The sequence below is a fragment of the Klebsiella sp. PK18 genome (genome assembly GCF_057784655.1).
This window is the reverse complement of record NZ_CM173493.1, coordinates 3042184-3063934: the sequence shown is the minus strand read 5'-3', so window position 1 is coordinate 3063934 and position 21751 is coordinate 3042184. Positions and strand designations below refer to the sequence as shown.

Below are 21751 nucleotides of genomic sequence, written 5' to 3'. Positions count from 1 at the left end.
GAATCTCACCCCGATAAATCAACCAGCGCAATGCGCGCGGAGGGTGTGATGCAAACTTACCAGACAGGCGATAGCCTGATTTTCAAAGTGCCGGAGCGCGAGATTACCCTGCAGCCAGCGGCGCTCTATCCAGAGGCGTTCCCGGTAGCGGAGGCGGAGGCCGTTATTCAGCCGATTGCGCTGTCAATCCACAGCTGGGTGGTGCAGACTCCCCACGATCTGATTGTTATCGATACCGCCACCGGCAACGGTCGGGAGCGCGGCGGCAATCCGCTCTATCATCAACTTAACACGCCGTATCTGGAGAATCTCCGCGCCGCGGGAGTGAACCCGGAGGACGTGACCCTGGTGCTACTGACCCACCTGCATACCGACCATGTCGGATGGAATACCGTCTGGCAGGACGATCGCTGGGTGCCGCTGTTCCCCAACGCCCGCTACCTGTGCTCGGCAAAAGAGCTGACGCGGGTGAAAAACAGCGAACGCTACCGGGCGCTGTGGCTCGACAGCCTGCTGCCGGTGATCGAGGCCGGCCTGCTGGAAACCGTCGATGTGGCGGCCCGGCCGCGGGTCGGCGGGCGGATCGCCTTTGTGCCCACCCCCGGCCACAGTCCGGACCATGCCGCGCTGATCCTCGCCGCCGGAGATGATTACGCCTGTTTCTCCGGCGATCTCCTTCATTCCCCGCTCCAGTTTGCCCATCCGCAGTGGAATTCAGCGTTCTGCGGCGATCCCCGGCAGGCGGAAGCCTCCCGACGGAAGATGATGGCGTGGGGGGCAAGCCATCATGCTCAATGGTTCACCGGGCATTTTGCCGGGCCTTCCTGCGGCTGGCTGGAGGAGGATAAGCAAGGTGACTATCGCTGGCGAGAGGCCGGGCAACAGGCTGCAGATAAGGGGAAACAGTGATGAATAATGCGCAAAGCGTGTTGATTTTTGGCGCCACCGGTCAGCAGGGCGGCTCGGTGGCGCGGGCGCTGCTGCACCGCGGCTGGCGGGTTCGGGCGCTGGTCAGGGATCCTTTCTCCGCCGGGGCCGTCGCGCTGGCGGCACGGGGAGCCGAGCTGGTGGTGGGTACCTTTGAAGACCGGGCGGCAATGCGATCGGCAATGGCCGGGGTCGACGGCGTCTTCAGCGTCCAGCCCAGTTCGCCGGGAGGGACGGTGACCGATGAGCAGGAGGTACGCTACGGGATAACCATCGCCGATCTCGCCGTCGAGTGCGGGGTGAAGCATCTGGTGTACAGCTCCGGCAGCGCGGCGGGGGAGACGCCCACCGGCGTAGCGCATTATGACACCAAAGCGGAAATTGAACGGCATACCCGCCGCCTGCCGCTGGCGGCGACCATCGTGCGTCCCGCCACCTTTATGGAGCTGCTGGTGATGCCCGGTTTTGGCCTTGATGAAGGTCATTTTCACTTTTTTATGCTGCCGGAGGGGAGGATGCAGGTGCTGGCGGTGGAGGATATCGGCCATCTTGTCGCGGCGGTTTTTGCCGCGCCAGCGCGTTTTGCCGGCAAGACGTTTGAGATCGCCAGCGACAGCGTGACCGGCCGTCAGCTGGAGGGGTTATTCTCCGCGGCGGCGGGACGGCCGATCCCCTATTCGCGATTTTCCGATGAGGTGCTGGCTGCCAGTCCTTTTCTGCACAAGCTGACCGGGCTGGTGGACGACGGGCGGCTGGCCGGGCACGCCGACCTCAACGCCATGCGCCAGCTGCACCCGCAGCTGCACACCTTCGCCGGCTGGCTGTCCGGCCCTGGCCGTCCCGCCTTCGAGCGGGCGCTGACCAGCGGGGCCAACTGGGCGTTTAATCGTTAAAGGCGGGCGTACCGGTCACTCTCGAGGCGCGCTGTCTCGTCGGTGGCTGGCCGCCGCTAGGCGGCAGTCAGGATCGCGTCGGCCAGCACCGCTAAAATCCGCTCTGCGCGCGGGGCATGGGAGGGCTGCTCCCGCAGCCAGGCAAGCGCGGCAATCAGATCGAACAGTTCGTCTCCGCTGAGATCTGGCCGTGCCTGCCCGGCCTGCTGCGCGCGGGTCAGCAGCGACGTACCGGCGGCGCGCAGGGCAACGCAGGCGCTGTGCAGGGCGGACTCAGGATCGTCGATGGCGCTCATCAGCGGGGCGATGATCCCGCGATGCTGATGGGTAAACGCCACGCTCTCGGCCAGCCACTCCAGCAGCGCCGCGGCAGGATCGGCGACGAGCAGAAGCGACTCAGCCCGGGCGGTTAGCGCCGCAAAGCGGCTGCGGAGCAGGGCTTCCAGCAGGCTGTCGCGGTTGGGAAAGTGGCGGTAGAGGGTTCCCATTCCGACGCCCGCCCGGCGGGCGATATCGCGCAGCGAGGCCTCGGCGCCTTGCTCCACAAACACTTCCCGGGCCACGTCGATCAACAGATCATAATTTTTTCTGGCATCAGCTCTCATTGGCGTTCCTTGACAATCGGAGCACTGCTCCATATATTCGGAACAGTGCTCCGTTAAATATAACGCATTTCCATATGAGGAGAAAGCGATGTCGACGCAGATGATGAAAGCCGTTCAACAGCACGCCTTTGGCGGGCCGGAAGTCCTGCACTATGAGGATGCGCCACTGCCGGTGCTGCAGGCCGGCGAGGTGCTGGTGCAGGTGCACGCGGTGGGCGTGAACCCACCGGACAGCTATCTGCGCGATGGCTATCAACAGCTGCCCCCGGAATGGCGGCCCGAGGTCCGCTTTCCCTTGATCCTCGGGACCGATCTCTCCGGGGTGGTGGTGGCGCGGGCGGATGACGTCCGGGAGGTGGCGGTCGGCGACGAAGTCTACGCCATGGCGCGTTTTCCCGAAGGGGCGGCAGGGGGCAGCCGCGCTTATGCCGAGTACGTTAGCGTGCCGGTCAGCAACCTGGCCCGCAAACCCCTAACCCTGAGCCATCAGCAGGCCGCCGCGGTGCCGATGTCACTCCTCACCGCCTGGCAGTTCATGATCGATCCCGGGCATGAGGTGGCGAATCCGCTGCAGCCGGAGCCGCATCGGCCGGTGTCGCTGGCGGGTAAACTCGTCCTGGTCAACGGCGCGGCGGGCGGCGTTGGTCATTTCGCCGTGCAGCTGGCGAAGTGGCAGGGCGCCGAGGTGATTGCCGTCGCCGCGGGCCGCCATGAAGCCTTTTTGCGTCAGCTCGGCGCCGATGCTTTTATCGACTATACGACCACTGCCGTTGAGGAGGCGGTGCGTGACCTGGATCTGGTCATCGATGCCCCGGGCGGGCCGGCCAGCGGCCGTTTTCTGCGTACCCTGCGGCCCGGCGGCGCGCTGTACCCGGTCTTTCCGCTCGGTTTTGCCGGGGCGGAAGAGGCGCGACAGCGCGGAGTGACGGTCTCGACCACCCAGGTACGCTCCAGCGGCGCACAGCTCGCCCGGCTTGCCGACCTGCTGGACGCCGGGGTCATCCGGGTGGCGATTGACAGCGTTTTCCCCCTTGCGCAGGCGCAGATGGCGCACGAGCGAGCGGTGCAAGGTCGTCTGCAGGGCAAAATTGTGCTGTCGGTGATGGACTCGTCAGCGGAGTAACCCCGGCGGCGAGAGTTACGTGTTTTCACTTCTCCCGGCGGCGGACTAAAACAGCGCCAGCCGGGCGAGACGGTCCAGCGCGTTGCTCAGCGCGTCGTCGCCTGCCGTGAGGCTGATGCGAATAAACCCTTCACCCCCTTCGCCAAAACCAGTGCCGGGCGCCACCAGAATATGCGCTTCCTGCAGCAGCAGGCGGGCAAACGCCTGCGAACGGTAGCCGGGCGGCACGCCGAGCCAGAGGAAGAAAGTGCCTTGTGCGGCACGCGCCGGCCAGCGCAGCGCAGCCAGTCGACGCAGAACCCACTCCCGACGTTGATGATAGACCGCCGTCAGCTGCGCAATCCGTTCGGCCGGCAGGTTGAGCGCGGCGATCGCCGCATCCTGAATCGCGCCAAACACCGTGCTGTAGCTATGGGTGTGCAGCTTTTTAAACGCCCGGATAATCGAGGCGTTGCCGACCGCGAAGCCGAAGCGCCAGCCGGCCATATTAAAGGTCTTGGAAAAAGTATAGGTTTCCACTCCCCATGCTTTCGCGTCGGGCTGGGAGAAGAGGCTCAGCGGCGCATCGCTGGCTGCGCTGCCGATGGCCGCATAGGCAAAATCATGGAGGATCGGCACCTGGTGACGACGGGCAAATTGCAGAGCGCTGGCGAACAGCGCCGGCGTGGCGAGGGCGCCGGTTGGATTATGCGGGTAGTTAAGCACCACCAGCCCGGCCTTGTCAGCGACCTCCCGGGGGAGGTCGTTAAAATCCGGCAGGAAATGGTTCTCCGCCCTGAGCGGCAGGCCATAAAACGTTGCCTGGGACTGCAGCGCCGCTGAGCGGTAAATCGGATAGCAGGGATCGGTGGAGATCAGATATTGACCGGGGCTGAGCAGCGCCCGCGGGATGCCGCCAATGCCGATATGCGAACCCTGAAACACGGCGACTTCGCTGTGCGGATCGAGTTCCACATCATACTGCCGGCGGTAGAACTGGGCGATCGCCTCGCGGACCTGCGGTTTGCCCCAGAACGACGGGTAGCCATGGTTTTCACGACGATGAATGGCGCTCTGCAGCGAGTCAATCACTTCCGGCGGAGTGGGTTGATCCGGACTGCCGCTGGAAAGATCGATCAGCGGCAGCGCTTCGGTGTTTACCTCCGCGGCCAGTTTTTCCAGCAAGCTGAACAGATTCTCTTCCAGCGCGTCCACCAGCGGCGAAGCAGTAAAATCAGGCATAACATTCCCGGTTTAAGTCACGAATAATTAGCCATCTTTAAGGGATTTATTGCGCCTGGCTAAATAACAAAAAACGCAAAGGATTCTTGTTTTTAGGATATGTCGATATAGCAAAAGTTAATGAGGAATTAGCAAAAGGAAATCCGGCGTTCTGGCTTACAACCCACAGTCGGCTGTGATTTAATCGCTCAATATCGCCAACCTTCCAGGAAAATACCTTATGAACAAGTCAGTTGCGCTCGGGGTGACTCTCGCCCTGTTGTCGGCCACCTCTTTTTATGCCGCCGCCGACGAACATCTTATTCGCGTCGGCTTTAACCCCGGGCCGTACAAAGAACAATTTGAGAAAGGCGTTGCGCCCTATTTATTGAGTAAAGGCTATAAAATCGAATATAAGGATTTCAGCGACGGTATTCAGGTGAATGACGCGGTAGCCCGCGGGGATATCGAAGCGAATATTATGCAGCATCCGGTATATCTGAAAGCGATCAATGAGCGGCTGGGGATTGATAACGTGGGCATTGTGCAGGTCCCCACGCCGCCGATGGGGCTGTACGGCGGTAAACTGACCACCCTGGGCACTCCGGCGGCAGGGACCGTCGTGTCGGTACCGAACCAGCCGTCAAACGAATATCGCGCGGTGCTGGTGCTGCAGAGCCTGGGCTGGGTGAAGGTCAAACCGGACAGCGACCCCGCCACCTTTTCGCAGCGCAATATCGTTGATAATCCCTACAAAATTGTCCTCAAAGAGATGGATAATGCCCAGCAGGTTCGCGCTCTGCCGGACGTCGACTATGGCCTGATTCAGGGCAATTTCGCCGTCTCCAGCGGTATGTCCCTGACCTCGGCATTAAAGCTGGAGGCAGCCACCAGCCATTTTATTAATGTTGTGACCGTCGCCGGTAAAAATCAGAAGGCGCAGTTTGCCAAAGATATTATCGATGGCTACCACTCTGCCGATTTCAAAAAATATATTCTCAGCCATCCACAGTATGATGGTTACCTGCTTCCTGATTATTTAAAATGAATAACGCGATGATAGAGTTTCGCCACGTCAGTAAAAGCTTTTTCAGGAAAGGACATCCGGTTCTGGCCTTGCAGGATATTAATCTCAGCATTGAACGAGGCGATATTTTCGGCATTATTGGCTACAGCGGGGCAGGAAAAAGCACCTTATTACGGCTGATTAATCGTCTGGAAACGCCTGGCGAGGGCGAGGTGCTGTTAAACGGCGAGCCGCTACAGGCCTGCAGCGGCCAGCGCCTGCAGGCCATCAAAAAAGATATCGGCATGATCTTTCAGAATTTTAATCTGCTGAATTCGAAAACCGTTTTCCATAACATCGCCATCCCGCTGATTTTACAAGGCCGCGACAAGGCCTTTATCCAGGCGCGGGTGGCGGAACTGCTGGCGTTCGTCGATCTGAGCGACAAAATCCACAGCTACCCTAATGAGCTGTCGGGTGGACAAAAGCAGCGGGTCGGTATTGCCCGGGCGCTCGCCACCAACCCGTCGGTGCTGCTGTGCGATGAAGCCACCTCGGCGCTCGATCCTCACACCACGGTGCAGATCTTACTGCTCTTGCAGGAGATTAATCGCCGCTATGGCATCACCATTGTACTGATCACCCATGAGATGTCGGTGATCCAGAAAATCTGTCACAAGGTGGCGGTGATGCAGGCGGGCCGTATCGTTGAGCAGGGGACGGTTTTCGACCTCTTTGCCCAGCCGCAGCATCCGGTAACGGCCAGTTTCGTGCAGTCGGTGGTGCACGATCGTCTGCCGCAGCGGGTGGCGTCGCTCCTGCAGCGCGATAACGGCGCCCGGGCTATACGCCTCGAATTTATCGGCGCGACGGCGCAGCAGCCGATCATTAACCACCTGATCCGCGAGTATGCTGTCGAGGTGAATATCCTGTTTGCCAGCATGTCTGAAGTTCAGGGCCGGATTCTGGGATTTATGATTGTGCAACTCCTCGGCGAGCCTGACGAAACCGACCGCGCCATCACCCATCTGGCCGATGCAGGAGTGAAAATCACCCATGTTTGATCTTATTGATACCGCCATTACCGGCGATCAGTTTCTGCTGGCGCTGCATGACACGCTGATTATGGTCGCCGTCTCGCTGGGCTTTGGCGCGCTGATCGGCGTACCGTTAGGGATTGTGCTGGTGGTTTGCCGTCCTGGCGGCATCGTGGCCAACCCGGTGGTGCATCAGGCGCTGAATCCGCTGATTAACGTGCTGCGTTCGCTGCCGTTTATCATTTTGCTGATTGTGATCCTGCCCTTTACCCGACTGCTGGTGGGCACCACTATCGGCACCGCGGGGGCCATCGTGCCGCTGATCGTTTTTGTCGCCCCCTACATTGCCCGGCTGGTGGAGAGCTCACTGCTGGAGGTGGATGAGGGGATCCTCGAAGCCGCGGATGCGATGGGCGCAACCCCCCTGCAGACGGTCTGGCATTTTATGCTGCCGGAGGCGGCAGCGTCGCTGATTCTGGCCCTTACCACGGCGACCATCGGCCTGCTTGGTGCGACCGCCATGGCAGGAACGGTGGGCGGCGGCGGTATTGGCGACCTGGCGATCACCTATGGCTATCAGCGCTTCGACGCCTTTGCCACCCTCACCACCGCCCTGGTGCTGATTGTGATTGTCCAGCTCATTCAGACGCTGGGCACCCGCCTGGCTCGCCGACTGCGTCGCGAATAACCGTCGTCCCGCCGCGGGGTAACCGCGGTTCGCGGGACAGCGGCTTAGCGCGTGGAGACCGCGGCAAAGGCATGGGCGACTCGCGCAATATTCCCGTGGTTGAGCCCGGCCACGCAGACCCGACCGCTGGCGATCAGGTAAATGCCGTGCTCTTCACGCAGGATGTCCACCTGCCGGGTGCTAAAGCCGGTATAACTGAACATGCCGCGCTGGGTCAGCAGATAGGAAAAATCACCCTCCGGCTGGGCGGCCTGCAGGGCCGTCACCAGCGCGACGCGCATGGCGCTGATGCGGGTGCGCATGGCTTCCACTTCTTCCTGCCACAAGGCGTTCAGCGCGGGAGCGTTGAGCACCTGCGATACCACCTGGGCGCCAAACCCCGGCGGGCTGGAGTAGTTGCGCCGCACGGTGGCTTTCAGCTGGCCCAGCACGCGCCCGGCGATATCGGCATTGTCGCAGACCACTGACAGGCCGCCAACCCGCTCGCCATACAGCGAAAATATCTTGGAAAACGAGTTGCTGACCAGCGCCGTCAGCCCGGCGCTGGCGATGGCGCGAATGGCATAGGCATCCTCGTCCAGTCCGCGGCCGAAGCCCTGGTAGGCGATATCAAGGAATGGGATCAGCTCCCGGGCGATCAGCACCTCAATCACGCGATCCCACTGCTCGCGGGTGAGATCGGCCCCCGTCGGGTTATGGCAGCAAGGGTGAAGCAGCACAATGCTGCGCGGCGGCAGCTGCTGGAGGGCGGCGAGCATAGCGGGGAAATTCACCCCGCGGGTGGCGCTGTCGAACCAGGGATAGGTATGTACCTCAAAGCCGGCGCCGGCAAAGATGGCAACGTGGTTCTCCCAGGTTGGATCGCTGACCCAGACCGCGGAGTCGGGGAAGTAGCGCTTGAGGAAATCAGCGCCCACCTTTAGCGCGCCGGAGCCCCCCAGCGTCTGGATGGTGGCGATGCGTCCGGCACGCAACGCCGGATGATTGTCGCCAAACAGCAGGGTCTGGACCGCGCGGCGATAGGGCGCCAGCCCCTCCATCGGCAGATAAAGGCTGGCCTTTTGCTGCTGACTCTGCAGCCGGTCAGCGGCCTGACGGACCGCCTCCAGCTGGGGAATAATGGCCTGCTCGTTATAGTACAGCCCGATGCTGAGGTTAACTTTGTCTGCCCGGGGATCCTGTTGAAAGGCTTCCATCAGCGACAGGATAGGATCGCCCGCATAGGCGTCAACGTTCTGAAACACAGTGGTTACTCCTGGAATGACCGTCAAAGGTGAAGCCATTACACCGCGTAGCGTCCGGGACGGTGGTTCATGGCGATAATCGAATTCAAAATCACGGCGCCGAGGATAGAGACCAGCAGCATCGGCAGGCTTACTACCCACAGCGAGGCGGTGACGATGCAGGCGTCAACCACCATCTGGAATTTACCGGCGCGAATGCCGCTTTTGTCCTGCAGATAGAGGGCCAGAATATTAACGCCGCCGAGGCTCGCTTTATGGCGAAACAGCACCACAAAGCCGATGCCGACCATGATGTTGCCGAAGAGGGTGGCGTAATAGGGGTTCAGGCGATCGACATGAATAAAGTAACCGTGCAGGTCAGAGAACAGGGACACCAGTCCGACCGCGCAGAAGGTTTTTAGCGTGAAGGCGGCGCCCATCCGCCGGACGGAGAGCCAATAGAAAGGCAGGTTAATGACGAAGAAGACCACGCCAAACGGCAGGTGGGTGGCATAGTGGATCAGAAAGGCCATACCTGCCGTTCCGCCGGTCAGGGCACCGGCCTGGCGAAATAAAATAATGCCAAAGGAGATCATCAGCGTGCCGAACAACAGCGCCAGGGTATCCTCCAGCCAGGTGTGGGTCAGTTTTTCGGGGGAAAGGATATTATCCATAAATAAGCACTATCTTTTCGTTAACAAGGATAAGTCCTTGTTTGCAAAAATCGCACCAGAGGAGGGGGCCGGGCGATCGTTTGCGGAAAAAACAGGCGCTATTCAGCCTAACGTATTGTTATGCCAAAAAGAGAAAATTGCACGACTCATGCGATTTTCTGCATTACATTGCGCAAACCGTGCAAATTATCACGCTGTGATGCATTGACTAACCCTGCGTTTGCACCAGCGCAGGGCATCATGCCCTGATTCAGCGCAGCGGATCCGGGCCCGGCATCAGCTGGCCATTCTCTTTAAGGCGGTTGAGTATCACCGCGGTTTTCAGGTGGGCGACCCCTTTGTTTTGCGCCAGAATATGGCTGATCAAATGGCTCAGACCGGGCAGGTCCGGGACCGTCACCCGCAGCAGATAATCGGCGTCGCCGGTGGTTTTCCAGGCGTCCAGGATGGCGTCCACTTCACTGAGCATCTGGTGAAAGCTCTCCACGCATTGTGGGGTGTGATTCAGCAAGCGCACTTCTATCAGGCCCAGCATTTCCTGCCCGGCAGCATCCGGCGCCAGCCGCGCATGATAGCCGAGGATAAGCTGCGCCTGTTCAAGGGCGATGCGGCGCCGTGAACACTGGGAGGCGGACAGGCCGATGAGATCGCTCAGTTCCTGATTGGTCAAACGGCCATTGGCCTGCAGCAGGGTGAGAATTTTCAAATCATAGTCGTCGATGTTGTACATGGTGGCCACTAGTGGAACGTCAGAGTGGTTAACAGCCTAACAGCTTTTTGCCCGCCGTGAAGTCTGACGACAGGGCGGCGACGCCGGCGCACCAAAACGGGTCAGCTTTATGCATGAGGAGGCTATTTTTCTCATGAACTGTGCGATTTCAGGCGGTTTATTGCGCGTTATGTTTGGCCTGGCGGCGCATGACTCACGCCCCAGAGCAGACGGATAAATAATATTTTAATAAAATTCAATATATTGCTCTTGCTCTTATGGCGGGATGCTGCGCCCTGGCCTAAAAGTTGCTATCGCCGAAGGTGACTTTTTTACAGACAGGGGCAGGTCAGAGATGACAACGCAGCAAGAGCATCAGTTAAAACGTGGGTTAAAAAACCGCCACATCCAGTTGATCGCCCTCGGGGGCGCGGTCGGCACCGGACTGTTTTTAGGTATCGCGCAGACGATCCGTATGGCAGGCCCCTCGGTCCTGCTGGGCTACGCCATCGCCGGAGCGATCGCCTTCTTCATCATGCGACAACTTGGCGAGATGGTGGTAGAGGAGCCGGTGGCGGGGTCGTTCAGCCATTTCGCCAACCGCTACTGGGGGCCTTTCGCCGGGTTTATGTCCGGCTGGAATTACTGGGTGTTGTATGTGCTGGTGAGCATGGCGGAGCTGACGGCGGTGGGGATCTATATTCAGTACTGGTGGCCGGAAGTACCCGCCTGGCTGTCGGCGGCGATCTTCTTCGTGGCGATCAACGCCATCAACCTGACGAATGTCAAAGTGTATGGCGAGCTGGAGTTTTGGTTCTCGATTGTCAAAGTGGCCGCCATCATCAGCATGATCGCCTTTGGCAGCTATCTGTTATTTAGCGGCCACGGCGGCCCGGCGGCGACGGTGGCCAACCTGTGGCAGGACGGGGGATTTTTCCCTAACGGTATCACGGGCTTAGTAATGGCGATGGCGGTAATCATGTTCTCCTTCGGCGGGCTTGAGCTGGTGGGGATCACCGCGGCGGAAGCCGACGAACCGCATAAAACCATTCCTAAAGCCACCAACCAGGTGATCTATCGCATTCTGCTGTTTTATGTGGGGTCGCTGGCGGTCCTGCTGTCACTCTACCCCTGGCGTAACGTCGTGGAGGGGGGCAGCCCCTTTGTGCTGATCTTTCATGCCATTGACAGCAATATTGTGGCCAACGCTCTCAATCTGGTGGTGCTCACCGCCGCGCTGTCGGTCTATAACAGCTGTGTGTACTGCAACAGCCGGATGCTGTTCGGCCTGGCTCAGCAGGGCAATGCTCCTCGGGCGCTGCTGCGGGTTAACCGCCGGGGGATCCCGTTGACCGCGCTGGCGGTATCCGCCGTCGCCACGGCGCTTTGCGTGGTGATTAACTATGTGATGCCTGGTAAAGCGTTTGGCCTGCTGATGGCGCTGGTGGTGGCGGCCCTGGTGATTAACTGGGCGATGATCTGCATCACCCATCTTAAGTTTCGTCGCGCTATGCAGCGGGCCGGGAAGGTAACGGCCTTCCAAAGCCTCGGCTATCCCCTGACTAACTGGCTGTGCCTGCTGTTTCTCGCCGGGATCCTCGTGGTGATGTATCTGACTCCCGACATCCGCATCTCCGTCTGCCTGATCCCGGTATGGCTGCTGATCCTCGCCGCAGGCTATCTGCTGCGGAAGAAAAGCCCCCCGGCGCTGGTGGCGATGAAAGAAGGTTAATCGCCAACACCCTGCCGGGCGGCAGGGTGATATTCTCATCGTGAAAATAACGTCAATACTTCTAGTGGATTTTATAATTCCTATAAATGATAACCGGACATGTTAATCTGGGAATAGATGACATGAACATGCTTTTTATTGATCTTGCGTGGCGCTTTGGTAATATCCCGACGGCATTCAGGTTTATTTTATAATGCCACCGAATGGAATAGTAAAATACATAATGGAGTATGGGATGAAGCATGTTCATAAACTGGTCTGGATAGGCCTGTTCGTCAATATTATTATCTGTTTTGTCGCGCGAAATTTATTACTCGATGATGGACAGCTGAACTTTCATCATCGGGCGGACAGCATGTGGTCCTGGCTGGTGCTCGCTCTGTTTATCGCCGTGGTGGTTCAGGCCGTCAGTATTATGTTGTCGGGCCGCTATCCTTATCTGGCCATCGTGCTGGCGTTTATTGGCGGTATCGTGATGGTGCCCGCCAGCATGATCTTTCTGGTTGGCTGTATGTTCAGCTTTCAAACGCGGATTAACGCCGGTTTTACCCCGTGGCGGTCAACAACCGGGGCGATGGGCCGCGACGATAATCACCAGCTATTAACCTTTAATGCATCCGGTTTTTATCCGCAGGGGGCGCTGGCGCTCATCGTCGGCATTATTATCTTAATGATTGGCATGGGTATTGGTGGGGTATTTATTGCCGCCGGCATTGTTGCGCTGTGCAATGGCTATCGTCTGCAGAATCGGGTGGTGATTGGCGTGAGCGGCGAGTCGATGATATTTACACCGGGGCTCTATGCCGATACCTACGTTATTCCGTTAGGTGACGTTGTGCTGGCTGAGCGCGGGAACAATGATGCGAAAGTTCGGCTACGGATCCGTTCCAGCGGCAGAAGCTTCACGTTGCGTAAAAAACTGCTCGCCGGCGATAACGTTAATGACGCCTTCGCCGCCATTCTGGCCAAACTGTCCACGGTTTAAGGCCGACGGGGAAGGGAAGCCGCCAGGAGAGAAACACCTGGCGGCGAAAGCGTGGGTTAGCATGCGTGTTCATCGCACCAGCCTGAATCCACGCCCTACAGCGCCAGTCGGCATGTTAATCCACGTTGGTAAAATAATCGCGCGCGGCGGTCTCGACACGTTTTGCATCCAGCCCGGTCTTCTCAGTGATCTGTTCGATAAATGGTTTAAATTTGTCGTCCATCACGTTACCCCCGTCCCAGTGGGCGACGTAAAATTTGCACTGATAGCGATAAAAATGGAGAGTGGTATCTCCTAACGTGTAGTACATGAGCTTCTCCTGTCCATTAATGCGGTCGCGGCGTCCACAGCGTCAGCAACCCTTTTCTCATCACGATCGAACTGCTCTCTATCCTCCTCCCAATTGGCTGAAATTTCCAGCGGTGCTTTGCGCTATAAAGCAGGATAAAGGATGGTTAGATTGCGGACGAGTAGTGATTTTTTCTGAAGTGGATTGGAAGAACCGGTTACCTGCGGGATGCGCAGATAACCGGAGAGCAGGCAGGATTAGCGCAGCGCGTGGCGCTCGTCGTCGGTCAGGTCCAGGGTCTGCACCATGCCGCTTTCTGCAGCGCGCACCGCCGCTTCCAGAACGGCCATTACCGCCAGCGCTTCAATCGGCGGCACCGGATTGGCGATCTGACCGTTCAGCGCGTCGCGGATCTGCATATAGTACTGGCGCTGATCGCCCGACGGGGTGGCCTGAGAGTGGGTCTGCAGCGAGGCGTCATAGACAACCAGCGCATCGTTATCCTCGCCCCAGCCGGCGCTTCCCGGCTCCACGCCCGCCAGCAACTGGCTCTCCTGCTGGTCGGCCCGCGCTTTGATCACGCTGCCTTTATCGCCGTGCACGGTGAAGCGCGAGGAGCCGCCCGCGACCAGCATGCTGCAGTGCAGGATCGCTTTATGCGCCGGGTAGTTTAATACCACATGCGCCCAGTCGTTGATCTCCGCGCCGTTGCGCAGGGTGGCGATATTGCCTTGTACCGACTGCGGCAAACCAAACAGCTGCAGCGCCTGGTCGATCAGGTGGGGCCCCAGATCGAACCATAAACCACTGCCCGGGACGTTCTGCTCACGCCAGCGGACGCGGACTTCCGGACGGAAGCGGTCAAAATGCGACTCGAAGTGTTTCACCGTGCCGATGGCGCCCTGCTCAATGACCTGACGGATCCCCAGGTAGTCGCTGTCCCAGCGGCGGTTATGGAAGACGGAGAGCAGGCGCTGTCTCTCCTCAGCCAGGGCGATCAGCTCCCGGGCTTCCTGCATATCGAGGGTAAAAGGTTTGTCCACCACCACATGCTTGCCGGCGTTCAGCGCCAGGCGGGCCAGCGGCGCGTGGGTGGCGTTGGGGGAGGCGATGACCACCAGATCGACATCCGGATGCTGAACCGCTGCCTCCGGGGAGGCGATGACCGTGACATCCGGCAGGTCGCGTTTGACTTTCTCTTCATCGCGCGAGGCGACGAACGCCAGATTCAGACCCGGCACTGAACGGATAAGCGGCGCGTGGAAGGTCTTACCGACGAAGCCATAGCCAATCAGGGCGATATTTATTGTGTTGTTACTCATCAGGTTCTCCACGCGGTTAAGCGTCAGCAATGTGTACAGAGAGGGCGGGGTCATCCCCCAGCTCAGCCCAGGGACGATCAAGAAAAAGATGGTGAATGTCGCTGAGCCCGGCCACCAGCCACGGCTCGCAATGGTTGACTTTGGTATGGTCTGCCACCAGCCAGTGCTCTGCGCTGGCGGCCAGCATGGCGCGCTTCACGTCAGCATCGGCCTCCTGGCTGGCGCTCAGCCCCAGCCCGGCATGAAGCGCGCAGGCGCCGAGAATGGCGATGTCGGCCCGGTAGCGGGCGACCAGCGACAGCGTAGCGCTGCCGGCGAACAGCCGCTGTTCACTGTCCCACTGGCCGCCAAGCAGGATCAGCTGGATATCGGTACGGTCGCTAAACAGCTGGGCGATATCCAGCGAAGGCGTGATCACGGTCATCGGCCCTTTAAGCTGAGCGGCGACCGCCAGCACCGTGCTTCCGGCGTCGAGAAACAGCGTCGAGCCGAGGGGGATACGCGCGGCGACCTGCTGACCCAGGCGCTGCTTGGTCTGGGGGAGCAGGGCGTTTCGACCCTGGCGCGTCATCGCCGGGACGTTAAGAGCGATGGCGCCGCCGTGGCTTTTCTGCAGGACACCCTGTTTTTCCAGTTCGCTCAGATCCCGGCGAATGGTATCGGCGGAGACCTGTAGCCCTTCGACCAGTTCGCTGATGCTTAGCTGGCCGTTTTCACTCAGCCTGTCGAGGATGTGTTTTTGTCTGGCGAGCTTATGCATGGCAAGCGACTCCGCAAATTAACGCAATAAACAGCATAATACAGCAATGGGTGGCAAAATAAACCGCAGAAAGACGCATTGAGATCGGCAAAACGGGAAGAACTTGATTTCACTACGCTTTAACGTTAAATGAGGAGTGCAGCGCGACCCGGGGCGAAAGCGCTTTTTAATGAAGCTATTAGCCCAACTTACCGGGCAATAAAAAGCGAAAAAGCGCGCTTTCGCGTACCTTATAGAGAGTGCGCGCAATGTGACAGGTATGGATTAACGGAGGTTGAGTGGACGCGATTAAAGGCTCGGAGTTGCAAATACCGGACGCGATCTTCGCGTGGGTGCTCGACGGACAGGGGGGCGTGAAGCCGCTCACCGATAACGATATTATCGACAAAGACAAGCCCTGCTGGCTGCATCTGAATTATACCCACAGCGACAGCGCCGACTGGCTGGCGGCCACCCCGTTGCTGCCCAACAACGTGCGTGACGCCCTGGCGGGGGAGAGCACCCGGCCACGGGTGACGCGGATCGGCGACGGGGCGCTGATCACCCTGCGCTGCATTAACGGCAGTACCGATGAGCGTCCCGACCAGCTGGTGGCGATGCGTCTGTATATGGACGAGCGGCTGATCGTCTCCACCCGTCAGCGCAAGGTGCTGGCGCTGGACGATGTGCTGGGTGACCTGAAGGAGGGCAATGGCCCGACGGACGGCGGCAGCTGGCTGGTGGAAGTCTGCGATGCGCTGACCGATCATGCCAGCGAGTTTATCGAACAGCTGCACGACCGCATTATCGACCTGGAAGATGACCTGCTTGACCAACAGGTGCCACCGCGCGGTTTTCTCGCGCTGCTGCGTAAGCAACTGATTGTGATGCGCCGCTATATGGCGCCGCAGCGCGACGTTTACGCCCGACTGGCCAGCGAGCGGCTGCCGTGGATGAGTGACGATCAGCGGCGGCGGATGCAGGATATCGCTGAGCGGCTGGGGCGCGGTCTGGATGAGATCGACAGCTGTATCGCCCGGACGGCGATCATGAGCGACGAGATCGCCCAGATTATGCAGGAGTCGCTGGCGCGGCGGACCTACACGATGTCGTTGATGGCGATGGTGTTTCTGCCCAGCACCTTTTTAACCGGCCTGTTCGGCGTCAACCTTGGCGGGATCCCGGGAAACAGCTGGCATCTGGGGTTTAGCCTCTTCTGCCTGATGTTAGTTGTTGTCATCGGTGGTGTTGCGTGGTGGTTACATCGCAGTAAATGGTTGTAAAGAATCGCCTTTTAGCGGCCGCATTGCCGGGAAAACCCGGCAATGTTTGAGCGAAATCAATAAACCACCTACCCATTCAGGGCAATATCTCTCTCGCAGGTGAATGCAACGTCAAGCGATGGGCGTTGCGCTCCATATTGTCTTACTTCCTTTTTTGAATTACTGCATAGCACAATTGATTCGTACGACGCCGACTTTGTTGAGTCGGCTTTTTTTTTGCGCTCTCCGGACCAGCTTCTACGCTTACTAAGACACCCGACGGTCTTCAGGCCGTTAAGCCTGCGGGTACGCCCGTATTACTCTCCGGGAGGCCTCTATGCATTACGCTTCAGGGCTGACAGCCCAGTCTATCCCCATCTCACCCGAGCCGAACGATCCGGCTCCTTTACCCGACCCACGACCGCGTCCGCAGCCGCAGCCCGATCCGCCGCCTGACGAAGAGCCGATTAAATTGTCGCATCAGGCGCGGAGATCTGCGAGGATACGCGCCTGCAGATTGTCCGTCCTTTAATACGAGAATACATTGTGACCGCTTTTTCTACCCTGACTGTTTTACCTGCCGCCCAATTAGCCAACCTTAATGAGCTGGGTTATCTGTCGATGACCCCGGTTCAGGCCGCCGCCCTGCCGGCGATCCTTGCGGGGAAAGATGTGCGCGTGCAGGCAAAAACCGGCAGCGGAAAAACGGCCGCATTTGGGCTGGGTCTGCTGCAGCATATCGATCCGGCGCGCTTTGAAACCCAGTCGCTGGTCCTGTGTCCGACCCGCGAGCTGGCCGATCAGGTTGCCGGTGAGCTGCGTCGCCTGGCGCGCTGCCTGCCGAACATCAAGATTCTGATGCTCTGCGGCGGGCAGCCCTTTGGCGCCCAGCGAGATTCACTCCAGCACGCCCCGCATATCATCGTCGCCACCCCGGGCCGTCTGCTCGATCATCTGCAGAAGGGGACGGTCTCCCTTGACGCGTTGCAGACCCTGGTGATGGATGAAGCGGACCGCATGCTCGATATGGGCTTCAGCGACGCCATCGACGAGGTGATCCGCTTCGCGCCGGCTGACCGGCAGACCCTGCTGTTTTCCGCCACCTGGCCGGCGGCAATCGCGGCGATCAGCGGCCGGGTACAGCGCAATCCGCAGACAATTGAGATCGACACTGTCGATGCGCTCCCGGCGATTGAGCAGCAGTTCTTTGAAGTTTCCCGCCACGGTAAGATTGCCCTGCTGCAGCGCCTGCTCAGCCAGCATCAACCCGCATCCTGTGTGGTGTTCTGCAACACCAAACGCGATTGCCAGGCGGTCTGCGATGCGCTCAACGCCGCCGGGCAGAGCGCCTTGTCGCTGCACGGTGATCTCGAGCAGCGCGACCGCGATCAGACGCTGGTGCGCTTCGCCAACGGCAGCGTCCGGGTTCTGGTGGCGACCGACGTCGCCGCCCGCGGCCTCGACATCAAATCCCTCGCGCTGGTGGTGAACTTCGAGCTGGCCTGGGATCCGGAGGTGCATGTTCACCGCATCGGCCGTACCGCCCGCGCCGGCGAACAAGGGCTGGCCATCAGCTTCTGCGCGCCGGAAGAGGCGCAACGCGCCACTATCCTGGCCGACATGCTGCAGCTTTCCCTGAACTGGCTGCCGGCGCCGACGGGCAACACCACCATCGCGCCGCTGACGGCGGAGATGGCCACGCTGTGTATCGACGGCGGTAAAAAGGCGAAAATGCGCCCGGGAGATGTGCTGGGAGCCCTGACCGGGGATATGGGTTTTGACGGTGCCGATATCGGCAAAATTACCGTCCATCCGGCTCATGTCTATGTGGCGATCCGCCAGAATATGGCGCAGAAGGCGTATAAGCAGTTACAAAATGGCAAGATTAAGGGCAAAGCCTGCCGCGTTCGACTGCTGAAGTAAGGGCAGGTTAGTGCGTCTCAGGCGGCTGCCTGAGACGCGTGAGGGTTACTTCACTTCCACCACGTTCAGACGCAGTTCATCGAGACGGGCGTCTTCTTCTTCCGGCTGCCAGCCGGCGGGTTGCAGGGGAATCTCTTCCCGGTCAAACGCCAGATCGCCACCGTCCACCACCTCGGAGCCGTGGGTGATACCTTTAAAATCAAACAGATTGACATCGCTCAGATGCGAAGGCACCACGTTCTGCATCGCGCTGAACATGGTTTCAATGCGCCCAGGATAACGCTTATCCCAGTCGCGGAGCATATCGGCGATCACCTGACGCTGCAGATTTGGCTGCGAACCGCACAGGTTGCACGGAATAATCGGGAAGCCTTTGGCCTGGGAGAAGCGCTCGATGTCCTTTTCGCGGCAGTACGCCAGCGGGCGGATGACGATGTGTTTGCCGTCGTCGCTCATTAGCTTCGGCGGCATCCCTTTCATTTTTCCGCCGTAGAACATATTCAGGAACAGCGTCTGCAGGATGTCATCGCGATGATGGCCGAGGGCGATCTTGGTCGCCCCGAGCTCGGTGGCGGTACGGTAGAGGATACCGCGACGCAGGCGAGAGCACAGCGAGCAGGTGGTTTTCCCTTCCGGGATCTTCTCTTTGACGATGCCGTAGGTATTCTCTTCGACAATCTTGTATTCCACGCCCAGCTGCTCAAGATACGCCGGCAGAATATGCTCCGGGAACCCAGGCTGTTTCTGATCGAGGTTCACCGCCACCAGCGAGAAGGAGATGGGCGCGCTTTTCTGCAGATTACGCAGGATCTCCAGCATGGTATAGCTGTCCTTGCCGCCAGAAAGACAAACCATAATGCGGTCGCCCTCTTCAATCATATTGAAGTCGGCAATCGCCTCACCGACGTTGCGGCGCAGACGTTTCTGCAGCTTATCGATGTTGTACTTTTCTTTTTTACTGATTTCTTGGTTTTGCAGCATGTAATAGTGGCTCAATTCATAGTGTGGCATCAGAAGAGCACGCGTTCTGCCAGCCTGGACAACGTGGCGCTGGCGCGTAGCAATTAATGAGGTCTGACAGACAACCGTGGCGTGTATGGTACGGATTCAGGCGCGGAATGTCAGCATCTTTCCGGCACTTTCCGCTGCGGGCAGGCAGGCGGAGGCGGTGTAAGCGGAAATAAAAAGCCCGCCGGGCGGCGGGCTGTGGCGTTAACGCACCACCAGGACTGAGCACTCGGCGTGGCGGACCACCGCGGCGGCGTTGGAGCCCAGCAGATAGGTGGTGATATCTGGCCGGTGCGACGCGATGATCACCAGGTCGGCGGGTAGCGACTTGGCCAGCGCGAGGATCTTATCTTTTGGCGACCCTTCGGCGACGTGAAAATGCATCCGATCTTCCGGGATGGAAAATTGTTTGGCGATCTCTTTAAGCTGCGTTTCCGTTCCTTCGCGCAGCTCATCCATACCCGGCAGTTCGGCGGTGTAAGCCATTCCCAGTGAGGCATAATAGGGCAGGGAAGGGATCACGGAGAGGAAATGGACCTCGGCGTCGTCAATCCGTGCTTCCGATTCAACGTGACTGATAATGCGTTCAGTAAATTCTTTATCAGAGATATCGATAGGGACAAGAATCATTCTGCTCATAAAAACCTCCTGTTTAAGTATCCCCTCACATTGTACGGCATTAGAGCACGTTTTGTATCATGACCGTGGTCACACTTTGACATTAACGTGGCTTGCGTTCGGGGAATTTCCCTTTGATCACGCCGTCATAAAATCGTCCTTTTGACACCACCTGTAAAAAATCGCGGAAAATACGCGGTGGCACGCCGGTATATTGCAACGGCGGCTGGTGATAAAAATAGATTTCCAGTGTGGCGGAGGCGTCATCGTAGGCGACAGAGATAATTCGGGATGATTTTACCGGGTGATGATGCATGGTGGACGTCCTCGGGCAAGCACTGACTGAGCACGACTATATCACTAAATGGACGGCTATTTTAACCAGCGGGATATATTGTTTTGTTTTATCTACTGTACGGCGGGAGGAAGAAGCCCGCCGGAACCGGCGGGCTGGCGCATCAGAACTGGTAAACCAGGCCCAGGGCGACGATGTTGTCGGTAGAGATACCGTTGTCTTTGTAGAAGCTGTCGTTGTCATCCAGCAGGTTGATTTTGTAATCAACGTAGGTAGACATATTACGGTTGAAGTAATAGGTAGCGCCAACGTCCATATATTTGACCAGATCTTTATCGGCGTAGCGGCCGTTATTATAGAGATCTTTGCCTTTGGACTGCAGGTAGGAGATGGCCGGACGCAGGCCGAAGTCGAACTGATACTGCGCGGTGACTTCGAAGTTTTGCGTTTTATTGGCCACGCCGTCATTGCCGTACGGGGTCATATTGCGGGTTTCTGAGTACATGGTCGCCAGGTAGATATCGTTGGCGTCGTACTTCAGGCCGGCGGTCCAGGCTTCGGCTTTATCGCCGCGGGCGTTGGTCTGGGTCATCTGATCGTTGGTACGGTCAGAAGAGGTGTAGGCCGCTGCCGCGCTGATGCCCATGCCGAAGTCATAAGAGGTGGAGAGACCGAAGCCATCGCCATTGTCGAAGCGAACATCGCTGTCGCTGCTGCGGTTATTGGTGCCGACGTTGATATCCTGCGCGTTCTGACCTTCGTTTTTACCCTGATACTGCAGGGCAAAGTTCAGACCCTCCACCAGGCCAAAGAAATCGCTGTTGCGGTAGGTCGCGACGCCGTTGGCGCGGCCTGCCATAAAGTTATCCGCATAGGTGTAGGAGTCGCCGCCGAACTCCGGCAGCATATCGGTCCAGCCTTCGACGTCGTACAGCACGCCGTAGTTACGACCGTAGTCGAAGGAGCCGTAATCGCCGACTTTGATACCCGCGAATGCCAGACGGGTCCAGGCCTGATCGCTGGAGCTCTCGGTGTTGTTGGCCTGAACGTTATATTCCCACTGACCATAGCCGGTAAGCATATCGTTGATCTGGGTTTCGCCTTTAAAGCCGAAACGCAAATAAGTTTGATCGCCGTCTTTTTTCGAATCGCTGGAGAAATAGTGCAGACCGTCTACCTTGCCATAGAGATCTAATTTATTTCCGTCTTTATTATAAATTTCCGCCGCATGGGCGGCACCGGCGGCTAATAAAGCCGGAATAACGAGGGCCAGTACTTTTCTTTTCATGAAGAAATTCCTTTAACTGTTTTTATGTTTTAGCTTCCGGGAAGGAAGTGAACTCATGCTAAAGGAGCGGTCTGAGATATGGTAAGACTCAATTGTTACGATATAAGTAAAATCTAAAATAAATAATACCAAAGAAATGTTGATAATTATGCTGAATATATCCGTGGATAATATACAAAATAAAAATTATACATACCCAGGATAA

General features: G+C 58.5%; 22 protein-coding genes and 1 pseudogene. 11 read left to right on the top strand and 12 right to left on the bottom strand.

Annotated features, from left to right (window positions below; all coding sequences use genetic code 11):
* Nucleotides 1–45 precede the first annotated feature (45 nt).
* Both AC3EMD_RS15045 and AC3EMD_RS15040 read left to right on the top strand, forming a co-directional pair.
* Nucleotides 46–916 (top strand): annotated as a pseudogene (locus AC3EMD_RS15045) (MBL fold metallo-hydrolase).
* A complete protein-coding gene (locus AC3EMD_RS15040) occupies nt 909–1820 on the top strand; it encodes an NmrA/HSCARG family protein (protein ID WP_302073569.1) in 912 nt (303 codons plus the stop codon). The pseudogene AC3EMD_RS15045 and the gene AC3EMD_RS15040 overlap by 8 nt, the downstream one beginning before the upstream one ends.
* 56 nt (nt 1821–1876) lie before the next feature.
* On the opposite strand, the gene AC3EMD_RS15035 is transcribed toward AC3EMD_RS15040, so the two are convergent.
* Entirely contained in the window at nt 1877–2425 is a 549-nt protein-coding gene (locus AC3EMD_RS15035; RefSeq protein ID WP_023297494.1) for a TetR/AcrR family transcriptional regulator, read from the bottom strand.
* Between the two features lie 88 nt (nt 2426–2513).
* On the opposite strand from AC3EMD_RS15035, the gene AC3EMD_RS15030 reads away from it, so the two are divergent.
* Nucleotides 2514–3548 carry an NADP-dependent oxidoreductase gene (locus AC3EMD_RS15030; RefSeq protein WP_302073568.1) on the top strand — a complete coding sequence of 345 codons (1035 nt, stop codon included), beginning with the start codon at nt 2514–2516 and terminating at the stop codon, nt 3546–3548.
* A gap of 45 nt (nt 3549–3593) precedes the next feature.
* Here the strand turns inward: AC3EMD_RS15030 and AC3EMD_RS15025 are convergent, their stop codons facing one another.
* Nucleotides 3594–4769: an aminotransferase class I/II-fold pyridoxal phosphate-dependent enzyme gene (locus tag AC3EMD_RS15025; RefSeq protein ID WP_180264307.1), complete on the bottom strand. Its 1176-nt coding sequence runs from the start codon at nt 4767–4769 to the stop codon at nt 3594–3596.
* A gap of 220 nt (nt 4770–4989) precedes the next feature.
* Here AC3EMD_RS15025 and AC3EMD_RS15020 point away from each other — a divergent pair, with 220 nt between their 5' ends.
* Genes AC3EMD_RS15020 through AC3EMD_RS15010 form a run of 3 tightly spaced genes read left to right on the top strand, consistent with a single transcriptional unit; the run spans nt 4990 to nt 7479 of the window.
* Entirely contained in the window at nt 4990–5796 is an 807-nt protein-coding gene (locus AC3EMD_RS15020) for a MetQ/NlpA family ABC transporter substrate-binding protein (protein WP_101968421.1), read from the top strand.
* An 8-nt stretch (nt 5797–5804) separates the two neighbouring features.
* Nucleotides 5805–6818, top strand: coding sequence for a methionine ABC transporter ATP-binding protein (locus tag AC3EMD_RS15015; RefSeq protein WP_032733457.1), 1014 nt, complete (start codon nt 5805–5807; stop codon nt 6816–6818).
* Nucleotides 6811–7479, top strand: coding sequence for a methionine ABC transporter permease (locus AC3EMD_RS15010; protein ID WP_004892563.1), 669 nt, complete (start codon nt 6811–6813; stop codon nt 7477–7479). Before AC3EMD_RS15015 ends, AC3EMD_RS15010 begins: the two co-directional genes overlap by 8 nt.
* A 44-nt stretch (nt 7480–7523) precedes the next feature.
* Here the strand turns inward: AC3EMD_RS15010 and AC3EMD_RS15005 are convergent, their stop codons facing one another.
* The 3 genes from AC3EMD_RS15005 to AC3EMD_RS14995 all read right to left on the bottom strand — a co-directional run bounded on the left by AC3EMD_RS15005 (nt 7524) and on the right by AC3EMD_RS14995 (nt 10106).
* Complete coding sequence (locus AC3EMD_RS15005) at nt 7524–8723, bottom strand: amino acid aminotransferase (protein WP_046621253.1); 1200 nt, start codon at nt 8721–8723, stop codon at nt 7524–7526.
* Between the two features lie 38 nt (nt 8724–8761).
* Nucleotides 8762–9376 (bottom strand): YitT family protein, encoded by a 615-nt coding sequence (locus AC3EMD_RS15000; protein ID WP_002902402.1) that lies wholly within the window; start codon nt 9374–9376, stop codon nt 8762–8764.
* Between the two features lie 250 nt (nt 9377–9626).
* Nucleotides 9627–10106: an Lrp/AsnC family transcriptional regulator gene (locus tag AC3EMD_RS14995; protein WP_008805158.1), complete on the bottom strand. Its 480-nt coding sequence runs from the start codon at nt 10104–10106 to the stop codon at nt 9627–9629.
* Nucleotides 10107–10440: 334 nt separating this feature from the next.
* Between AC3EMD_RS14995 and AC3EMD_RS14990 the strand changes: the two genes are divergently transcribed.
* Nucleotides 10441–11817 (top strand): amino acid permease, encoded by a 1377-nt coding sequence (locus AC3EMD_RS14990; RefSeq protein ID WP_302073567.1) that lies wholly within the window; start codon nt 10441–10443, stop codon nt 11815–11817.
* Nucleotides 11818–12052: 235 nt separating this feature from the next.
* Nucleotides 12053–12802 (top strand): hypothetical protein, encoded by a 750-nt coding sequence (locus AC3EMD_RS14985; protein ID WP_110199714.1) that lies wholly within the window; start codon nt 12053–12055, stop codon nt 12800–12802.
* Between the two features lie 115 nt (nt 12803–12917).
* Here AC3EMD_RS14985 and AC3EMD_RS14980 read toward each other — a convergent pair whose 3' ends face one another.
* From AC3EMD_RS14980 to AC3EMD_RS14970, 3 genes are all read right to left on the bottom strand, one after another.
* Entirely contained in the window at nt 12918–13112 is a 195-nt protein-coding gene (locus tag AC3EMD_RS14980) for a hypothetical protein (RefSeq protein ID WP_061154812.1), read from the bottom strand.
* A gap of 236 nt (nt 13113–13348) precedes the next feature.
* Entirely contained in the window at nt 13349–14467 is a 1119-nt protein-coding gene (locus AC3EMD_RS14975; protein ID WP_302073566.1) for an oxidoreductase, read from the bottom strand.
* Nucleotides 14430–15173 carry a DeoR/GlpR family DNA-binding transcription regulator gene (locus tag AC3EMD_RS14970; RefSeq protein WP_012541956.1) on the bottom strand — a complete coding sequence of 248 codons (744 nt, stop codon included), beginning with the start codon at nt 15171–15173 and terminating at the stop codon, nt 14430–14432. Before AC3EMD_RS14970 ends, AC3EMD_RS14975 begins: the two co-directional genes overlap by 38 nt.
* 278 nt (nt 15174–15451) lie before the next feature.
* Between AC3EMD_RS14970 and zntB the strand changes: the two genes are divergently transcribed.
* The 3 genes from zntB to dbpA all read left to right on the top strand — a co-directional run bounded on the left by zntB (nt 15452) and on the right by dbpA (nt 18337).
* A complete protein-coding gene (zntB, locus tag AC3EMD_RS14965) occupies nt 15452–16435 on the top strand; it encodes a zinc transporter ZntB (RefSeq protein WP_008805152.1) in 984 nt (327 codons plus the stop codon).
* 316 nt (nt 16436–16751) lie between these two features.
* Entirely contained in the window at nt 16752–16946 is a 195-nt protein-coding gene (gene ynaL / locus AC3EMD_RS14960) for a proline-rich small protein YnaL (RefSeq protein ID WP_049245597.1), read from the top strand.
* A 14-nt stretch (nt 16947–16960) separates the two neighbouring features.
* On the top strand, nt 16961–18337 hold the full coding sequence (dbpA, locus tag AC3EMD_RS14955; protein WP_032732890.1) for an ATP-dependent RNA helicase DbpA: 1377 nt from the start codon (nt 16961–16963) through the stop codon (nt 18335–18337).
* A gap of 45 nt (nt 18338–18382) precedes the next feature.
* On the opposite strand, the gene ttcA is transcribed toward dbpA, so the two are convergent.
* From ttcA to ompK37, 4 genes are all read right to left on the bottom strand, one after another.
* Nucleotides 18383–19318, bottom strand: a complete 936-nt coding sequence (gene ttcA, locus AC3EMD_RS14950; protein WP_008805150.1) for a tRNA 2-thiocytidine(32) synthetase TtcA — start codon at nt 19316–19318, stop codon at nt 18383–18385.
* 231 nt (nt 19319–19549) lie between these two features.
* Nucleotides 19550–19984: a universal stress protein UspF gene (uspF, locus tag AC3EMD_RS14945; RefSeq protein ID WP_008805149.1), complete on the bottom strand. Its 435-nt coding sequence runs from the start codon at nt 19982–19984 to the stop codon at nt 19550–19552.
* A gap of 82 nt (nt 19985–20066) precedes the next feature.
* Nucleotides 20067–20279: a KTSC domain-containing protein gene (locus AC3EMD_RS14940; protein ID WP_008805148.1), complete on the bottom strand. Its 213-nt coding sequence runs from the start codon at nt 20277–20279 to the stop codon at nt 20067–20069.
* A 142-nt stretch (nt 20280–20421) separates the two neighbouring features.
* A complete protein-coding gene (gene ompK37 / locus AC3EMD_RS14935; protein WP_016160893.1) occupies nt 20422–21546 on the bottom strand; it encodes a porin OmpK37 in 1125 nt (374 codons plus the stop codon).
* Between the last annotated feature and the right edge of the window lie 205 nt (nt 21547–21751).